Below are 15,203 nucleotides of genomic sequence, written 5' to 3' on the forward strand. Positions count from 1 at the left end.
GTCACAACCGCATTGATCAGATTTTATGTCGGGCGCAACCGGCTGGACGATGCAGAGACATATCTGAGAGAAAACTCTGACCCTGCGGATGAAGATCCCGCGAATTTTGTGGCGCTTTTGCAGTTGGTTGAACAAACCAAAGGCAAAGAGGCGTTGCTGGCCGAGCTTGAGAGCGCCATTGCGGCTGGGGGCGGCAATGCGGTGCTTTATCGTGGGCTCAAGGCGAATTTGAAATTCCTTCAGGGGGATCAGGAAGATGCTATTTCCGATCTCAATGCGGTGTTGGCAGAGGATCTGCCGACATCTGAAAATCTGCGAAATATCAAAGTTATGCTGGCCCGTATGGAAAATATCGTCGGCAATAATGTTGGCGCACGACGGTTGATCGAAGAGGTGCTGGCGGAGGATTCAGGCCAGAGTGAAGCACTGCATATGCAAGCGCGCTGGCTTATTGATGCTGATGAAATCGACACCGCTATTTCGTCGCTGCGGGCAGCGCTGCAAGCGAGTGATCGTGACACAACAGCGATGACACTTATGGCCGAAGCCTATACCCGGGCGGGAGACCATGAACTGGCATTGGATTTCTTGGCACGTGCGGCTGAGGCCTCGGACAATGCGCCCGCCGAGACGCTGCGGTATGCAGGCCGGTTGGTCGAGGACGACCGCTATACCACCGCCGAAGATCAACTGCTTTTGGCCCTGCGCAGCGATCCGCGCAGTTTGACCGTTATGACGGAGCTGGGGCAGCTTTACCTTTTGATGGAAGACAACGCGCGTGCCCGTCAGGTCATCAAAAGCATGAATGATCTGGACACAGCCCAGTCCAGAAACGCGGCTCGGGCCCTTGATTTGTCGGTGCGTGCGCGCAGTGGTGATATGGACACTGTTATCGCGACCCTTGAGAATATGGCTGAAGATACTGACAATCCAAACGGGCAAGCCGCGATTACGATTATCCGCGCCCATTTGGCGAACGGGAAGGGGGCCGAGGCGGTGGCATACGCCCGGAATTTCCTCGAAAAGAATCCGCGTGACAGCACAATGCACTATGTCTTGGCGACAACGCTTGCCGCGATTGGGCAGCCGAAAGAAGCCGAAGAACGGTACCGCGCACTATTGGACGATTTCCCCAAGCAGCATCAACTGCGGTTGGCTTTGCTGCGGCTGATGTCGACGCAAGGGCGCAACGCCGAAGGCGAGGTCTTGGTTGATGACGGCTTGGCACTGACACCGGATCAGCCCGAACTGCTCTGGGCCAAGGCCTCTTATCTGGAGCGCGGGGGGGACGTTGATGCTGCCATCGAGATCTACGAGACACTCTATACGTTGAACTCCGGCTCAATCGTGGTGGCCAACAACTTGGCCAGCTTGCTCAGCACGTACCGCGACGATGCCGAAAGCAACGACCGCGCCTATACGGTGGCGCGCCGTTTGCGGGGCACTGAAATTCCTGCGTTCCAAGATACGTATGGCTGGCTGGCCTATAAACGTGGCGAATATGTCGAAGCGGTCGAATATCTTGAAGCGGCAGCTGCGGGTTTGCCTGATGATCCGATGGTCCAAGCGCACCTTGGGTTTACCTACCAAGCGCTGGAGCGAAATGAGGACGCATTAGAGATGCTGCAGCGGGCTGTTGAGATTGCCGGTGAAGATGACCAGCGAGATCGCATCAAACAGGCGCGCGCAGAAATCGAGGCCTTAACCGCCGCTCTTGCAGAGTAAGGCCCGCCGCACCCCGCCTACAGTGTTGTCACCCGAGCACAATCCAGGGTCGTCAGATTAACGATGTTTCCCTTTTCGTATGAAATATACGATAAGGTCTAAAAACATTGATTAATGAGGCGAGCCATGAAAAATCTGATTACGTCATGCTTGGCAATTGTTTTGGCATATGTCGTCGCAGTCACTGCGGTGTCTGCCCAAGGTAATTATGCCGTGCAACCCGGTGACACGCTACGCATCGAAGTTCTTGAAGACACGTCTTTGAACCGCAATGCGCTTGTATTGCCGGACGGCCGGTTCAGTTTTCCCTTTGCCGGGACTGTCCAAGCCGGTGGCCGAACGCTGAGCCAAGTTGAACGTGCGATCACCTCTGCGATCAGCAGCAATTTCGCGGTTGAGCCGAATGTTTTCGTATCTGTCCTGCGGGTCGAAGGCCCAGGTTTGCTGGGAACCGAAGCGGCGGCCTTAGGCCCCGATGCAATCAATGTGTATTTCATCGGCGAGATCGGCTCCCCTGGGCTGCGGGCCGTTATGAGCGGCACAACGTTCCTGCAAGGGTTGTCTCAAAGCGGTGGTTTCACCAATTTTGCCGCAACCAAGCGTATTCAACTGCGCCGTACAGATCCGGTGACCGGCGCGCCCAGCGTTGTGAACATCAACTACAAGGCACTGACCCGAGGCGCGAATTTCCAGCAAAATGTGATCTTGCAAGAGGGCGATGTTATATTGGTGCCGGAACGCAGGCTTTTCGAATAGGGCGTCGTCCACATGCCAATTAGGTATTCTTTGACAGGGTCCACGGCCGTGCGTTTGCAAAAGCCATATCGGGCGGTGTTTTGCGCCCTTGCCGGGGTTGCAGTGGTGGGCGTGATTGTGCGCCCTGGGGTCGCGCAAGATACACCAGGGGTGCAGCAGAGCTTTAGCCTAAGCGAGACTTTGCGATATAACGACAACCCTGATTTCTCGGTGGAAGGGTCGGACAGCACCTTCGTGAGCCGGACCAATCTGGGCTATAGCCTATCGGCACGCACCAGTGCTCAGAGCTTCAATTTCTCAACCAGCGGGTCTTTGGAATTTGGGGATGACACCAGCGACAGGACGCTTGTCTCACCACGGGTCAGCCTGGGCTATACCCGCGAAAACCGCAACACAGAGCTGACCGCAGATGTGCGGATCCAAGTGGATGAGCTGGACGAGTTTACCGTCATTGATGACACCACTTTTGGGCCGACGATTGTCGCAGATGATGTGGTCATCAGTGACGGTCAACGTATCCGTTCAAATGCGGCCTTTGGCTTTGAAACAGGGCTTGCGGGTCCTTTCGGACTAAACGGCTCTTTGTCGTTCAGCGAGCGTGATTTCCGCAATATCGGAGCCAGCACAGCACAATCGGACCGGTCCGAAGTGGCGCTGTCTTTGGGCACGCGTTTTGATATCAGTCCGCGCATTCAGACGTCAGCGAGCGTGAACCTATCCGAATCCGATACGGATGACAGTGACCAAACCAACCGCGAACGTGAATCCATCAGTCTGGGCGCTGATTTTGTTCTCAGGTCTGATCTGACGGCATCCTTCAGTCTGTCGCGGACCAACAACACGACCACCACAACCACAAGCGAAACGTCGACCAACGGTTTTGGGCTGTCGTTCGATCTCGATTATGATCGCGCGAACGGGTCGATTGGCTTGGGCTTTGATACATCCGTGAATTCGGACGGTCGGCGTAACTCTTTGGTGCTGACGCGGGCGTTAAACCTGCCCAATGCCAGTTTCGCGACATCTGTCGGCGTGACAGAATTCGAAACCGGCGAAATCGAACCGTTGATCAATCTGAGCTATGAACAGCCGCTGCCCACCGGGGGGTTGACCATAGAGCTTAGCCAATCGGGCGGGATCAATAGCAGCGATCAAAGCATTTTGAACACAGGGTTCTCTGTCGATTACTCACATTCCATCAATACCCTATCGAGCATAAGCGCGGGCTTTGATTTTGCGCGGACCAATGTGATCGAGAGTTCAAGTGATGACACCGAACGCAGCAGCTTTAGCGTGTCTTACAACCGCGATCTCACCAAAGACTGGTCGATGAGCTCGGGCTTTAGCCGGAATATGGGGACTGATGGCGACGAGGCTGATCGCACCGCCAACAGTATCTTTTTAAGCATCGGACGTAGCTTCGGACGCTGACGCCTGTCACCGTCCGATGGAATCGTAGCGTTCAAACCCGGATGACAATGCATCTGCCGATGCGTAGATATTGCGCAAGTCGGCCATATGCGCAGTGCGCATTTCAGAGCTGATACGGCCCAGATCAAGCGCGCGGAATTCGTTCCACTCGGTGAGGACCACAATCAGATCGGCATCTTTGGCAGCCTCATATGGGTCTTCGACCCATGTCACACTTGGCAATAGGGCTTCGCCTTCCTGGCGGCCTTGTGGGTCAACGACACGTACGTTTGCACCGCTGCCAACAAGTGCCGGCACGATCGTCAGGGATGGCGCGTCGCGCATATCGTCCGTGTTGGGTTTGAACGTCACCCCAAGTATGGCAACCGTTTTGCCGTTAAAGTTGCCGTCGCATAGGTCGCGCAGCTTTTCGATCATCCGGCGTTTGATGTCTTCATTGACCTTGATGACGGCCTCGGTGATCAACATCGGGCTGGCATATTCTTGGCCAATCCGCGCAAGGGCGGATGTATCCTTGGGAAAACATGACCCGCCATAACCGGGACCCGCATGCAGGAACTTGTTTCCGATCCGGCCGTCAAGGCCCATACCACGGGACACTTCCTTGACGTCGCCACCTGTTTTTTCACACAGCGCCGCGATCTCGTTGATAAAGGTGATCTTGGTGGCCAAAAAGGCGTTGGCCGCATATTTGATCATCTCCGCGCTTTCCAGATCAGTCGTCACGATCGGGAAGTCACGCAAGAACAGCGGCCGGTAGACATCGGCCATGACCTTGGCGGCCCGGTCCGACTGAACCCCAACAACCACCCGGTCAGGGCGCATGAAGTCATCAATAGCCGCGCCTTCGCGCAGGAACTCTGGGTTTGAAGCCACGTCAAATTCGAGATCCGGGTTGGCCTTGGCCACCACATCATGCACCTTGCGGTTGGTCCCCACAGGCACGGTGGATTTCGTCACGATGACCACATATTTCTTGGCGGTGCGGGCGCTCTCTTCGGCCGCCGCCATTACGTAAGTCAGATCGGCGTGACCGTCTCCACGCCGTGTGGGGGTGCCCACCGCGATAAAGACCGTATCGGCGCCTTCCAGCGCTTCTGCCAGATCTAAGGTGAAAGACAACCGGCCCGCAGCAACGTTGCGCGCCATCAAATCTTCGAGCCCAGGCTCGAAGATAGGGACTTCTCCTCGTTCGAGCTTCTCTATTTTTGCCGGATCCTTATCGACGCAGACAACGTCATGGCCGAAATCGGAAAAACACACACCAGAGACGAGACCTACATAGCCGGTCCCGATCATTGCAATCTTCATCGTATCCTCACACGGAAATGGTTACGCTCGTCATGAAATAAGAGTTTCGCCGTGTCTTGTCGAGGGAACGAAGGGCCAGCACAAGAACAATCTGAAAAACTGCTTACCATATGGCTTGAAAAGCATGGAAAACCCGCTTTGGGCGGCGTGGGGCAGGGGGCAGATCACAATGGCGTTGGGTGTTTTTGCATTTTCCTAGGAAAACAAGCGGCATCATGCTAACGCATGGCAAAATTGAGACAGCCCAGAGTACGTGGTTTTCAGACGGTAGTTATTTAAAAGGTGGCATTGCAATGAATTCATTTCCGCGTAGCGCTCCGATCAAGATTGGCGGTTTGCCGGTCAATGCAAGCGGGCTGTTTTTCTTTATCCTGCTGATCGTCGCATCTATCCCGCTTTTTTGGATTGGATTCGTGTCTCTTGCGCGGGCCTGGAGCACACCAGAATATAGCCACGGTCCGCTGATCCCGCTGATCTCGCTTTATTTGTTTCTTCGCGAATTGCGCAACACCCCCGCCGAAATCACCGAGCCCCGCAACAGGCGGCCCGGGATTATCGTGCTCATGCTGGGGCTGGTTCTTGCTGTTTTCGGCAATACCGTGCGCATCCCGGATATCGTCACCTATGCGTTCATCGTATGGGTTGCGGGGGTCGTCCTGACGGTCTTTGGCTGGCAGCGCGGCAAGCACCACCAACTGCCCGTATTGCACCTGGTTTTCATGCTGCCACTGCCACAGTTCTTGTATTGGAAGCTGACGATCTTCTTGCAGGGGATCTCATCGGTTATCGGGGTCTGGATCGTTGATATGGTCGGCATCCCGGTGTTTTTGGATGGCAACATCATCGACCTGGGCGTCTATAAGCTACAAGTCGCCGAGGCTTGTTCGGGGTTGCGCTATCTCTTTCCCATCCTGTCCTTTTCTTATCTGTTCGCTATTCTCTACCGCGGCCCGGTTTGGCACAAAGCAGTGCTTTTGCTTTCTGCGGCACCCATCACCGTTTTGATGAACTCCTTCCGGATCGGGGTGATCGGCGTGATGGTCAACTCTTACGGGATCGAACATGCCGAAGGTTTCCTGCACTTCTTTGAAGGATGGGTCATTTTTGGCTTTTGTATCGCGATCTTGATGATCATGGCGATTGCCCTGCAACGGCTGACCCCCAACCCATTGCCTTTGGCGGATGCGATCGATGTCGATACCGATCAACTGGGTGGCATCTTTATGCGCGTGTTCAGCATCGCGGGCAGCACAGCCCTAGTGGCCGCAACCGCAATCACAATCTCGGTCACTGCGGTTTGGTTTATGGTGCAGCCCCAAGCTCAACCCCCCGTAGACCGTGAGGCCTTTAGCCTCTTCCCCAGAACCCTATCCGAATGGTCCGGTCGACAATCTGAACTTAGCTCGGAAGTCGCGCATGTTCTGGGCGCCGACGATTATATTCAATCGTCTTACGTGGCCCCTGGCGAGGCCGCCGCTGTTAGCTTTTTCGCGGCCTTTTATCACAAGCAGACCGAAGGCTCGGGCATTCACAGCCCCGAGGTTTGTTTGCCTGTCGGTGGCTGGGAGATTTTCTCGCTGGACAAACACGCCGTCAGCATGCCCGACACGACCTATGGCACCTTTGAGGTCAACCGCGCGGTTATCCAAAAAGGTCTGTCCAAGCAGTTGGTTTATTACTGGTTCGAACAGCGTGGCGAACGTATGACCAATGATTTCGCCGCCAAAATGAGCGTGGTCTGGGATGGCTTTACCAAGGGCCGGTCTGATGGCGCCTTGGTGCGTTTTGTCACCCCAATCCGCACGGGCGAAACCGACAGCGTCGCAGATGCGCGGATCCAAAAGCTGATGGCCGGCGTATTGCAGCGGTTGCCACGTTACATTCCTGAATAAGACCCAACACTGCGGGCGCAAAGCCTTGCCAGTCTGGGACAGAGGCGCAACAATGTTGTCATGAGCGTGTACAGCGATCGGGAGCCTTCTTTAGATACGCGCGTGCAAAACCGCCGCAGAACCAGCCTGCTGGTGGGGCTTATCTTGGTCTGTGGGCTGGTTGAATGCACCCTGACGTTGGCAGATAGGGGGGTGATCGGCTCAACGCATTGGCGCCGCTATGCCTATGAATTTGGTGGTTTCTGGCCGGGATTGCTGCGCAGTTGGCTGCCAAACTACCCGCAACAACCCTATGCGATGTTCTTCAGCTATGGGTTCTTGCACGGTGGCTTTTTGCATATGGCCGTCAATATGGTCACGTTGTGGTCGCTTGGGCGCGTTGTGCTAGAACGCGTGGGCATCCGTGGATTTGCCGTACTTTATCTTGCGGCTATGTTGGGCGGGGCGGGGGCCTTCGGCATGCTGGCGGACACTTTGCAGCCTATGGTGGGTGCGTCGGGTGCGTTGTTTGGATTGGCGGGCGGTGTGTTGGCCTGGAACTATGTCGACAGGTTCACGCTGCGTGAAAAGCTTTGGCCCGTGGCGCGCGCTGTGGGTCTTTTGATCTTGATGAACATCGTGATGTGGTGGGCTCTTGATGGGCAGATGGCGTGGCAAACACATCTGGGGGGGTTTCTCTCGGGGTGGACTTTTGCGCTATTAATTGACCCACGTGGGCGCAACGATCCGTAATCGACCACACTTATGTGTGGAAACGGTTGCCGTCATTTCAACTGATGTTATAAAAATCAAAAGCCTAACAGGCACCGCGTAAACCCCAAAGATATTTGACAGGTACATACTATTACACGCTTGACCCCAGTACTGCTGTGCGGAGGACATGGGACACGGCTCTGGCCTTTGTCTCGGAAATCCTATCCGAAACAATTTTTGCCCCTGATTGATGCCGAAAGCCCGTTTCAATCTTGTGCAAAACGTCTGACTGGGCCGCTGTTTGAGGCGCCCCTGATCATCACATCGCATGACTTCAGGTTCATCGCGGCCGAACAATGCACTGAGGTCGGCCTGCAACCCCAGAGCATTTTGATTGAACCGCACAACCGAAACACCGCACCTGCGGTTTTGGCGGCGGCCATGTGGCTTGCAGAACAAGACCCAGACGCAATGATGTTGGTCAGCCCCTGTGATCACCTGATCCCTGACACCGATGCGTTCCAAGCTGCAGTTGAGGCGGCCCTTCCTGCGGCTGAAAGCGGGCAGATTGTTACCTTTGGTGTTGTGCCCACGCGCCCTGATCCCGGTTATGGGTATCTGGAATTAGAAACCACGGCCAGCAGCTCGGAAACGGCCACGAAAAACGTAGCCCGCTTTGTCGAAAAGCCAGACATCGCCACCGCCGAAACCATGCTGAAACAAGGTGGGTTCCTGTGGAACGCGGGGATTTTCCTCTTTTCAGTGCGCACAATCCTTGCCGCCTTCGGTAGATACACGCCGGAATTGACACAGCAGGTGACCCAAGCGGTGAAAGACAAAGCACAGGATCTGGATTTCTGTCGCTTGGCGGCAGAGCCCTGGGGTGCAATAGACCCTATTTCCGTTGATTATGCGGTGATGGAACGTGCCGAAAATCTTGTTGTCATGCCCTACGATGGCCATTGGTCAGATCTGGGCAGTTGGGGCGCTGTCTGGAAAGAAGGCGATGCAGACGCGGCGGGGAATGTTTGTTCCGCGCACGCAACGGCGATTGATTGCACCAACACATTGTTGCGCAGCGACCATGAAACGCTGGAGCTGGTGGGCCTTGGCCTGTCAGATATCATTGCTGTGGCGTTGCCCGATGCCGTTTTGGTTGCGCACCGTTCCGAAGATCAACGGGTGGGGCAGGTCGTCAAAACGTTGCAGGCCCGCGCGGTACCACAGGCCGAAACATTCCCGATGGATCACCGGCCTTGGGGGTCTTTCGAACGGTTGGCATTCGGGAGCCGGTTCCAAGTGAAACGCATTCAGGTGACCCCGGGTGCGGCGCTATCATTGCAAAGCCATCATCATCGATCGGAGCATTGGATTGTTGTACAAGGCACCGCACGGGTGACCGTCGGCGAGCAAGTCACCTTGTTGACCGAAAATCAGAGCGTTTATGTCCCGCTTGGCGAAACACATAGGTTGGAAAACCCCGGCAAGGTCGAACTGATCTTGATCGAAGTGCAAACCGGGGCTTATCTGGGCGAAGACGACATCGTGCGCTACGAAGACGTCTATGCGCGCAACTAAGGCGCAGGTGGTGTGAGGCTGTGCAAATGTCTCGGATAGGCTTGTCATCCGGTTGGTTTGCCTGTTTGTCTTGCCGGGATCCGCAATCAGGTAACCGCTCATGACTGTCTCTCCATCTGCTCCGCACAAGGCTGCCGCGCCCCGGCGTGTGCTGGCCATCGCATCTTCTGGCGGGCACTGGCAGCAGTTGATGTTAATGCGGCCTGGGTTCACCCATCATGATGTTACCTACGCCACAACCCTACCGGGGCTGGCCCAACAGTTTGACGCGGCGCCCGCCCATCTGGTGCCGGACTGCAACCGCAATGAACCGCTGCAAGCTTTGCGATGTCTTATTTGGCTGGTGGTGCGGTTTGTGCGTTTGCGCCCGCATGTGGTGATCACGACCGGCGCATTGCCGGGGCTGTTGGCCTTGATATTGGGCAAGGTAACCGGCGCGCGTACCATATGGGTTGATAGTGTGGCCAATGCCGAAACTCTATCGGCCTCTGGCCAAACTGCGCGGCGGTTTGCGGACCTGTGGCTGTCGCAATGGCCCGATGTCGCCCGTGACAGTGGGGCAGATTATGCCGGGTCTGTCTTATGATTTTTGCCACGATTGGAACCCAGCTGCCCTTTCCACGGCTGATGGCCGAGCTTGACCGCCTAGGCGCAGATCTTGACGAAGATATCGTGGCGCAGGTGGGGCCTGACACCACGCCCCGCCAGTGCCTCAAGACCCACGCAACCCTTACGCCCGACGCTTTTGATGCGTTGTTCCGACAGGCGCGCGTTGTTGTCGCCCATGCCGGGATCGGGTCGATCTTGTCGGCCAAAGCCTACCGCAAACCGCTTATCGTGATGCCGCGGCGTCTTGCACATGCAGAGCACCGCAATGATCACCAGCTGGCAACAGCCCGACAAGTCGAAGCGGTAACGGGTATCCATGTCGCGTGGGATATATCAGATTTAGCGGCACTGCTCAGCGCCCCATCGTTGACCCCGGCCGTGCCAGACCCCGGCGCCACGGCTGACCAACTGCGCGACCGGATCCGCGATTTTATCGATCAAGGCTAGGCCGTAACGGCCGGTTATTCCGCCAGCGTGCGCAGGCCCACAACTTTGGCCGGGACGCCCACCGCAATCGCATTTTCGGGGATCGGCCCACGGACCAATGCGCCCGCTCCTATGATGGCGCCGTTACCGATGGTCACCCCCGGCAAGATGATCGCTTTGGCCCCGATCCAGACATCGCTGCCAATGTGCACACTTGCCTCATCCATGGCTTGTTCTGTCACCGGGCTGCCGTCGTTGAACCGATAGCCTGCAGCCGTCACCAGAACATCTGGGCCAAACAACACATCATCGCCAATTTCGATCATGCCGGTTGCGGGCCCCGCCCAAAGCGTACTGCGCGCACCCAGACCAAAACGCGCGCCGATCTTGATCCGTTCTGGGTTGGAAAACGCGGCATTCGGGCTGATCCGGGCACCTGGCCCAACCTGCAAGGCCCGGCGTGGGATCACATGAGTATAGTTATAATAATTCACGATACGCAAAACATGCAGATACGCACGCGGATCAAACAAAGCCGCCAGCATGCGAATGGCACGCCCCGGCTTGGACAGGCGTTTCTTATGTGCGGGAGCAGATCTGGCCGGTGCTTGTGTCATGGTGTTCCATAGCGGTCACGAAAATAAACGAGGCTCAGAATCCAAAAGGCCACCCTGAAAGAGTGGCCTTTGGAATTTCATATGCTGATATTGATCAGGCTTTTTTGCGGCGACGCGCAATGCCCAGACCGCCCAGTGCTGTACCCAGCAACAGGATGCCTGCGGGCAGTGGGATCGGAGCGATCTCGATGCCTGCCAGAGCGAAGTCTGCTTTACCGACGTTGTCGTTGTCATTGCCAACGGTGAACGTGAACGATGTACCTGTGAAGGATACGAAGTCACCCGCCAGTTCCGTGAAGTCACCCAAGCCGAAGCCAGGCTCGTTTTCGGTCGCGAAAAGCTCAAGGATGGCAGAACCGTTCGAAGACACAACAGCAGATTCTGTTACGGCGCCATCCGAAGAGATGAACAGGTCGAGGAAATAAAGACCTGTAACGCGGATCGCTTTGTCGAATGTCAAAGTCACAGATTCAGCTGGGCTGAGTGTGATTTCGTCATCATCGACACCGATGCCGTCATTGTCGCCAACCAAGTCACCGATAGAGCCGGGGCCAGGTGTGGTGAATGTCAGGTCGCCACCGGATGGTGTCAATGTCCAGCCGATACCATTGATGGTGCCGGATGCCAGAGCGTCGCTTTGAACGTCATAAGATGCCGTGCTGGTGAAATCGAGAAGTGCGGCAGATGCGCCAACTGTTCCCGCGCCCAATGCCAGCGTACTAGCAGCGATAAGATTAAACACTTTGTTCATATTTACGATAACCTTGTTATTTGCGCAGTAGTTTGAATGCGTGCGACTTTGATATACTGGCGACAGTTGTACACGAATTTTTAACTTTTCGTAAATAGATTTCTGTCCCCCGCGCGCCTTTTAAAGCGTATTTCTATCGCTTCAAAACGTTTTATGTCAAAAATTAGCCATGCGAACCACTTAAGGTTGCATTCGATGTCTTGAACACACGATCCACGACGAAGATTTGGTTGGGGCCGACCTTTGGCGGGGGAATCATAGCTTCCTCTTACGGACCATGCCGTTCTCTGTGCGGTCTTCCAAGCGCGCGTTTGTATTTGCGCAAAGGTCAGGCAATTTTATGCCTATTTTAGAGATTGCAAAGCGCATCGCCGCTAAAGGCTATTTTTCGACCGAAAACTTGTTGTACATCAGTCCCAATCAAGGGGTACCAAACGCCACGATACGGGCGCTTTGCAGTTGCAAGCGCCTTTTTTGATGGCTGACGAGACGGATCAACAAAGGGGTGAGATTTTCTTTATGGCAGACGCCACGGCACAAACGACCATAACGGTTTCAAGTTCAGAAGAACTGCGAGCTGCATATCTAGAATTGCAGGCGAACGAAGGCGGCGGTGTTATAAAGCTACAAGCCAGTGACACACCTTATTCCATGTATTTTAGGGATGTCGGTGACGAACAGAACGCTGTCACGATCACCTCAGAAGACCCCGACACACCTGCCATCATGTCCAGAGTTTACATCCGGGACACCGATAACATCACGATCGACAACGTGCTTTTTGACAGCACCGGTGACAGCAACGATAGCTCTGACGATCTGGAAATTTACAGCTCGGATAACATCTCGATCACCAACTCAGAATTCATCGGCAACGCCACTGGCTTTGTGACCAGCTATAGTGAGGTTGGTCTGACCCTTGGATCTGTCCGCTGGAGCGATGAGTTCAATTTCTCGGGCAACACGGTCTCAAATTACTATCACGGACTGTCGGTGATCGATGGCGACGATATTGTCGTTTCCGACAACGACATCACGCAAATGCAGGGCGACGGGCTGCGGTTTGCTTCGGTGCAAGGGGTCGAGGTCACTGACAACACATTGCATGATTTCTACGGCACATCACAAAATGTCACCCACTCTGATATGATCCAGTTTTGGGGCACCAACGCAAACCAGATCACCCGCGACGTGGTCATCAGCGGCAATGTCCTGAACACTTCGGGCGGGGCGGGCAGCCAAGGCATCTTTATCCGCAACGAACTGTTTGGAGACGGTGGCGCCACCGGCGGATATTTCGAAAACTTCGAGATCAGCAACAATGTGATCTACAATTCTCATATCCACGGCATTTATGCAGCTGACGTCAACGACCTGTCGATCACGAACAACACCCTTTTGTGGAACCGTCAGGCCGAAGTTGTCACCCGTGACAACGAGATCAGCTCAAGCGCGCCCTCGATTGTTATTCGCAACGACGGCGATGTTGTGATCACCAATAACATCACAAATGAAATCGCCGGAACCACCGAAGATGTATCTGTAATAAGAGATAATTTTTTCGTTGAGTATGACGATGTTAATGCCGCCAATCACATCATCAATAATTTCGTAAATGCCAATGATGGCGGTGCGGCCGATCTGCGCGACCTGAGGTTTCTGCTGGACAGCGATTGGAACGGGCTGGCGGGGGCCGATCTGACCCAAGCCACGCTAAGCGCTATCGACGGGGTAGAGGCCGTGCTGACCCGGTCGGCCGACATCCGAGACATCTATACCATGTCCTTCGACGCCAGGCTGTCTTTGGACAGCACCGGGTTTGTTGATCTATCAGAATATCAGTTTGTTTGGTCATTCTCTGATGGCTCCACCTTCACAGGCATCGAAATCGACAAATCGGTTGGGCAGGGGGGGAGCTATGAGGTCACTCTGACAATCAACGATGGAGGAACAGTTGTAGACCAAATATCGCGGGATTTCTTGGTTGCTACTAAAGATATCATATACTTGAAATCAAGTAATGGCCTAGCAGATCTATCTGAAAAGCAGGCTACCGTGCTCGTGGAGGGCAACGTCGAAGGCTCTCATGACGGTTTCCATATCTCCTTGGGGAACGAAATCGAGATCACCTCGGGCGCCTTTCCTCTGCAAAAAAGTGGGACCATCGGGATTACGTTGGATATGAAATGGGCCGATGCCGGCAACGGCGGCAATTTCATCACATTGCACACGATCTTTCAGGGTCGCGTTTATGATGACGGACGGGTCTGGTTTGAAATCGTCACTGATGAGGGCGCCTTCGCTGTCATCACCGAGACACCCGTCCTATCGGATGGCGACTGGCACAACATCGGCATCTCTTATGACGCCTATGACGAAAAGCTTGGGCTGTATGTGGACGGTGAGGAAGCGGCCAGTGTCACGGCATCTGGTATTACCGGGTCGTCATCACAGGATCTGGTATTTGGCAATGTTTTTGACCGTGACACAGCCGACATATACATTGACGACATTGCAATCAGCCGTGATCCCGCGATCGCGGACGAACCGGTTACAATAGATGTTCCAAACGACGATCCGATCATCGGAGAAGAACCGGTTGTCGCCAGTGCGTTTCTGCGCCTGTCCTCTGCGACGGGCCTTACGAACCTGGCAGAAGGGGATGCCCGGATTTACAACACCGGGACCGTCGAGGGCGACTATACGGGGTTTAACATCAGCAAAAGTAGTGAAATTTTCATCGACAGTGACACAGACAGCTTGCAAGATATGGAAGGTCTCGCCCTCACGCTGAACATGCGACTGGAAAGCCTGGGGTCCGCGGGGAATTTCATCAACTACTATGAACAATTTGCAGGGTCGGTGAAAGACGACGGCCGGGTCTGGTTTGAGGTAGAGACCACCACAGGCACCTACGCGATGATCAGCGACCGGGCGATCTTTGATGATGGCGATTGGCACAGCATTGGTATTTTCTACGATTCAGACGCCGAAACGCTTGTCATGCGAGCGGATGGCGTTGAAGTGGCCAGCGTGACCGCCAGCGGTATCATCACTGGGGCCCGCCAAGATCTGGTTCTGGGGAACTTGTGGTCACGCGATACGGTAGATGCCTATATTGACGACATTCAGCTTTCGGATCGGAGTATCAGCATCGATGTGCCCGTAGGCGATGCCGATGCCATCGCTCTGCTGTCTTCGTCACAGGGGCTCGCGGATCAATCGGGCAGCGGCATCACGGTCTATCAGACCGGCGAAACTCTGGGCAGCCACGTCGGGTTCCGGATCAGTGAAAGTAGCGAAATCTACCTGAACAGCGACACCGGAAGCCTACAAGACATGGACGGGTTCGACCTGCGCCTGGACCTGCGCCTGGCAGAGGCCGACGCGGCGGGGAATTTCATCAACTACTAT

At 55.0% G+C, this 15,203-nt stretch carries 12 protein-coding genes; 9 read left to right on the plus strand and 3 right to left on the minus strand.

Features of this window, described 5'->3' with window-relative positions; translation table 11 throughout:
• The 3 genes from ABJQ89_RS15375 to ABJQ89_RS15385 form a co-directional block, all read left to right on the plus strand.
• A partial coding sequence (locus tag ABJQ89_RS15375) for a tetratricopeptide repeat protein (protein WP_348497053.1) occupies positions 1-1,725 on the plus strand: 1,725 nt, incomplete at its 5' end.
• A 126-nt stretch (positions 1,726-1,851) separates the two neighbouring features.
• Positions 1,852-2,481 (plus strand): polysaccharide biosynthesis/export family protein, encoded by a 630-nt coding sequence (locus ABJQ89_RS15380; protein WP_348407031.1) that lies wholly within the window; start codon positions 1,852-1,854, stop codon positions 2,479-2,481.
• Between the two features lie 12 nt (positions 2,482-2,493).
• Entirely contained in the window at positions 2,494-3,912 is a 1,419-nt protein-coding gene (locus ABJQ89_RS15385; RefSeq protein ID WP_348497054.1) for a hypothetical protein, read from the plus strand.
• Between the two features lie 6 nt (positions 3,913-3,918).
• Here ABJQ89_RS15385 and ABJQ89_RS15390 read toward each other — a convergent pair whose 3' ends face one another.
• Positions 3,919-5,223 (minus strand): UDP-glucose/GDP-mannose dehydrogenase family protein, encoded by a 1,305-nt coding sequence (locus ABJQ89_RS15390; RefSeq protein WP_348497055.1) that lies wholly within the window; start codon positions 5,221-5,223, stop codon positions 3,919-3,921.
• Positions 5,224-5,516: 293 nt separating this feature from the next.
• On the opposite strand from ABJQ89_RS15390, the gene xrtD reads away from it, so the two are divergent.
• The 5 genes from xrtD to ABJQ89_RS15415 all read left to right on the plus strand — a co-directional run bounded on the left by xrtD (position 5,517) and on the right by ABJQ89_RS15415 (position 10,442).
• Positions 5,517-7,115, plus strand: coding sequence for a VPLPA-CTERM-specific exosortase XrtD (xrtD, locus tag ABJQ89_RS15395; protein WP_348407028.1), 1,599 nt, complete (start codon positions 5,517-5,519; stop codon positions 7,113-7,115).
• Positions 7,116-7,175: 60 nt separating this feature from the next.
• Positions 7,176-7,847, plus strand: coding sequence for a rhomboid family intramembrane serine protease (locus ABJQ89_RS15400; RefSeq protein WP_348497056.1), 672 nt, complete (start codon positions 7,176-7,178; stop codon positions 7,845-7,847).
• Positions 7,848-7,958: 111 nt separating this feature from the next.
• On the plus strand, positions 7,959-9,386 hold the full coding sequence (locus ABJQ89_RS15405) for a mannose-1-phosphate guanylyltransferase/mannose-6-phosphate isomerase (RefSeq protein ID WP_348407055.1): 1,428 nt from the start codon (positions 7,959-7,961) through the stop codon (positions 9,384-9,386).
• A 100-nt stretch (positions 9,387-9,486) separates the two neighbouring features.
• On the plus strand, positions 9,487-9,972 hold the full coding sequence (locus ABJQ89_RS15410) for a UDP-N-acetylglucosamine--LPS N-acetylglucosamine transferase (protein WP_348407026.1): 486 nt from the start codon (positions 9,487-9,489) through the stop codon (positions 9,970-9,972).
• A complete protein-coding gene (locus ABJQ89_RS15415) occupies positions 9,969-10,442 on the plus strand; it encodes a glycosyltransferase (protein WP_348407025.1) in 474 nt (157 codons plus the stop codon). Before ABJQ89_RS15410 ends, ABJQ89_RS15415 begins: the two co-directional genes overlap by 4 nt.
• A gap of 14 nt (positions 10,443-10,456) precedes the next feature.
• Here ABJQ89_RS15415 and ABJQ89_RS15420 read toward each other — a convergent pair whose 3' ends face one another.
• On the minus strand, positions 10,457-11,038 hold the full coding sequence (locus ABJQ89_RS15420) for an acyltransferase (protein ID WP_348407024.1): 582 nt from the start codon (positions 11,036-11,038) through the stop codon (positions 10,457-10,459).
• Between the two features lie 94 nt (positions 11,039-11,132).
• Positions 11,133-11,789, minus strand: coding sequence for a VPLPA-CTERM sorting domain-containing protein (locus ABJQ89_RS15425; RefSeq protein ID WP_348407023.1), 657 nt, complete (start codon positions 11,787-11,789; stop codon positions 11,133-11,135).
• Positions 11,790-12,266: 477 nt separating this feature from the next.
• On the opposite strand from ABJQ89_RS15425, the gene ABJQ89_RS15430 reads away from it, so the two are divergent.
• Positions 12,267-15,203, plus strand: a 2,937-nt coding sequence (locus ABJQ89_RS15430; RefSeq protein WP_348497057.1) for a LamG-like jellyroll fold domain-containing protein, incomplete at its 3' end; no start/stop codon positions are given.

The organism is Planktotalea sp. (assembly GCF_039984035.1).
Lineage (GTDB): Bacteria > Pseudomonadota > Alphaproteobacteria > Rhodobacterales > Rhodobacteraceae > Planktotalea.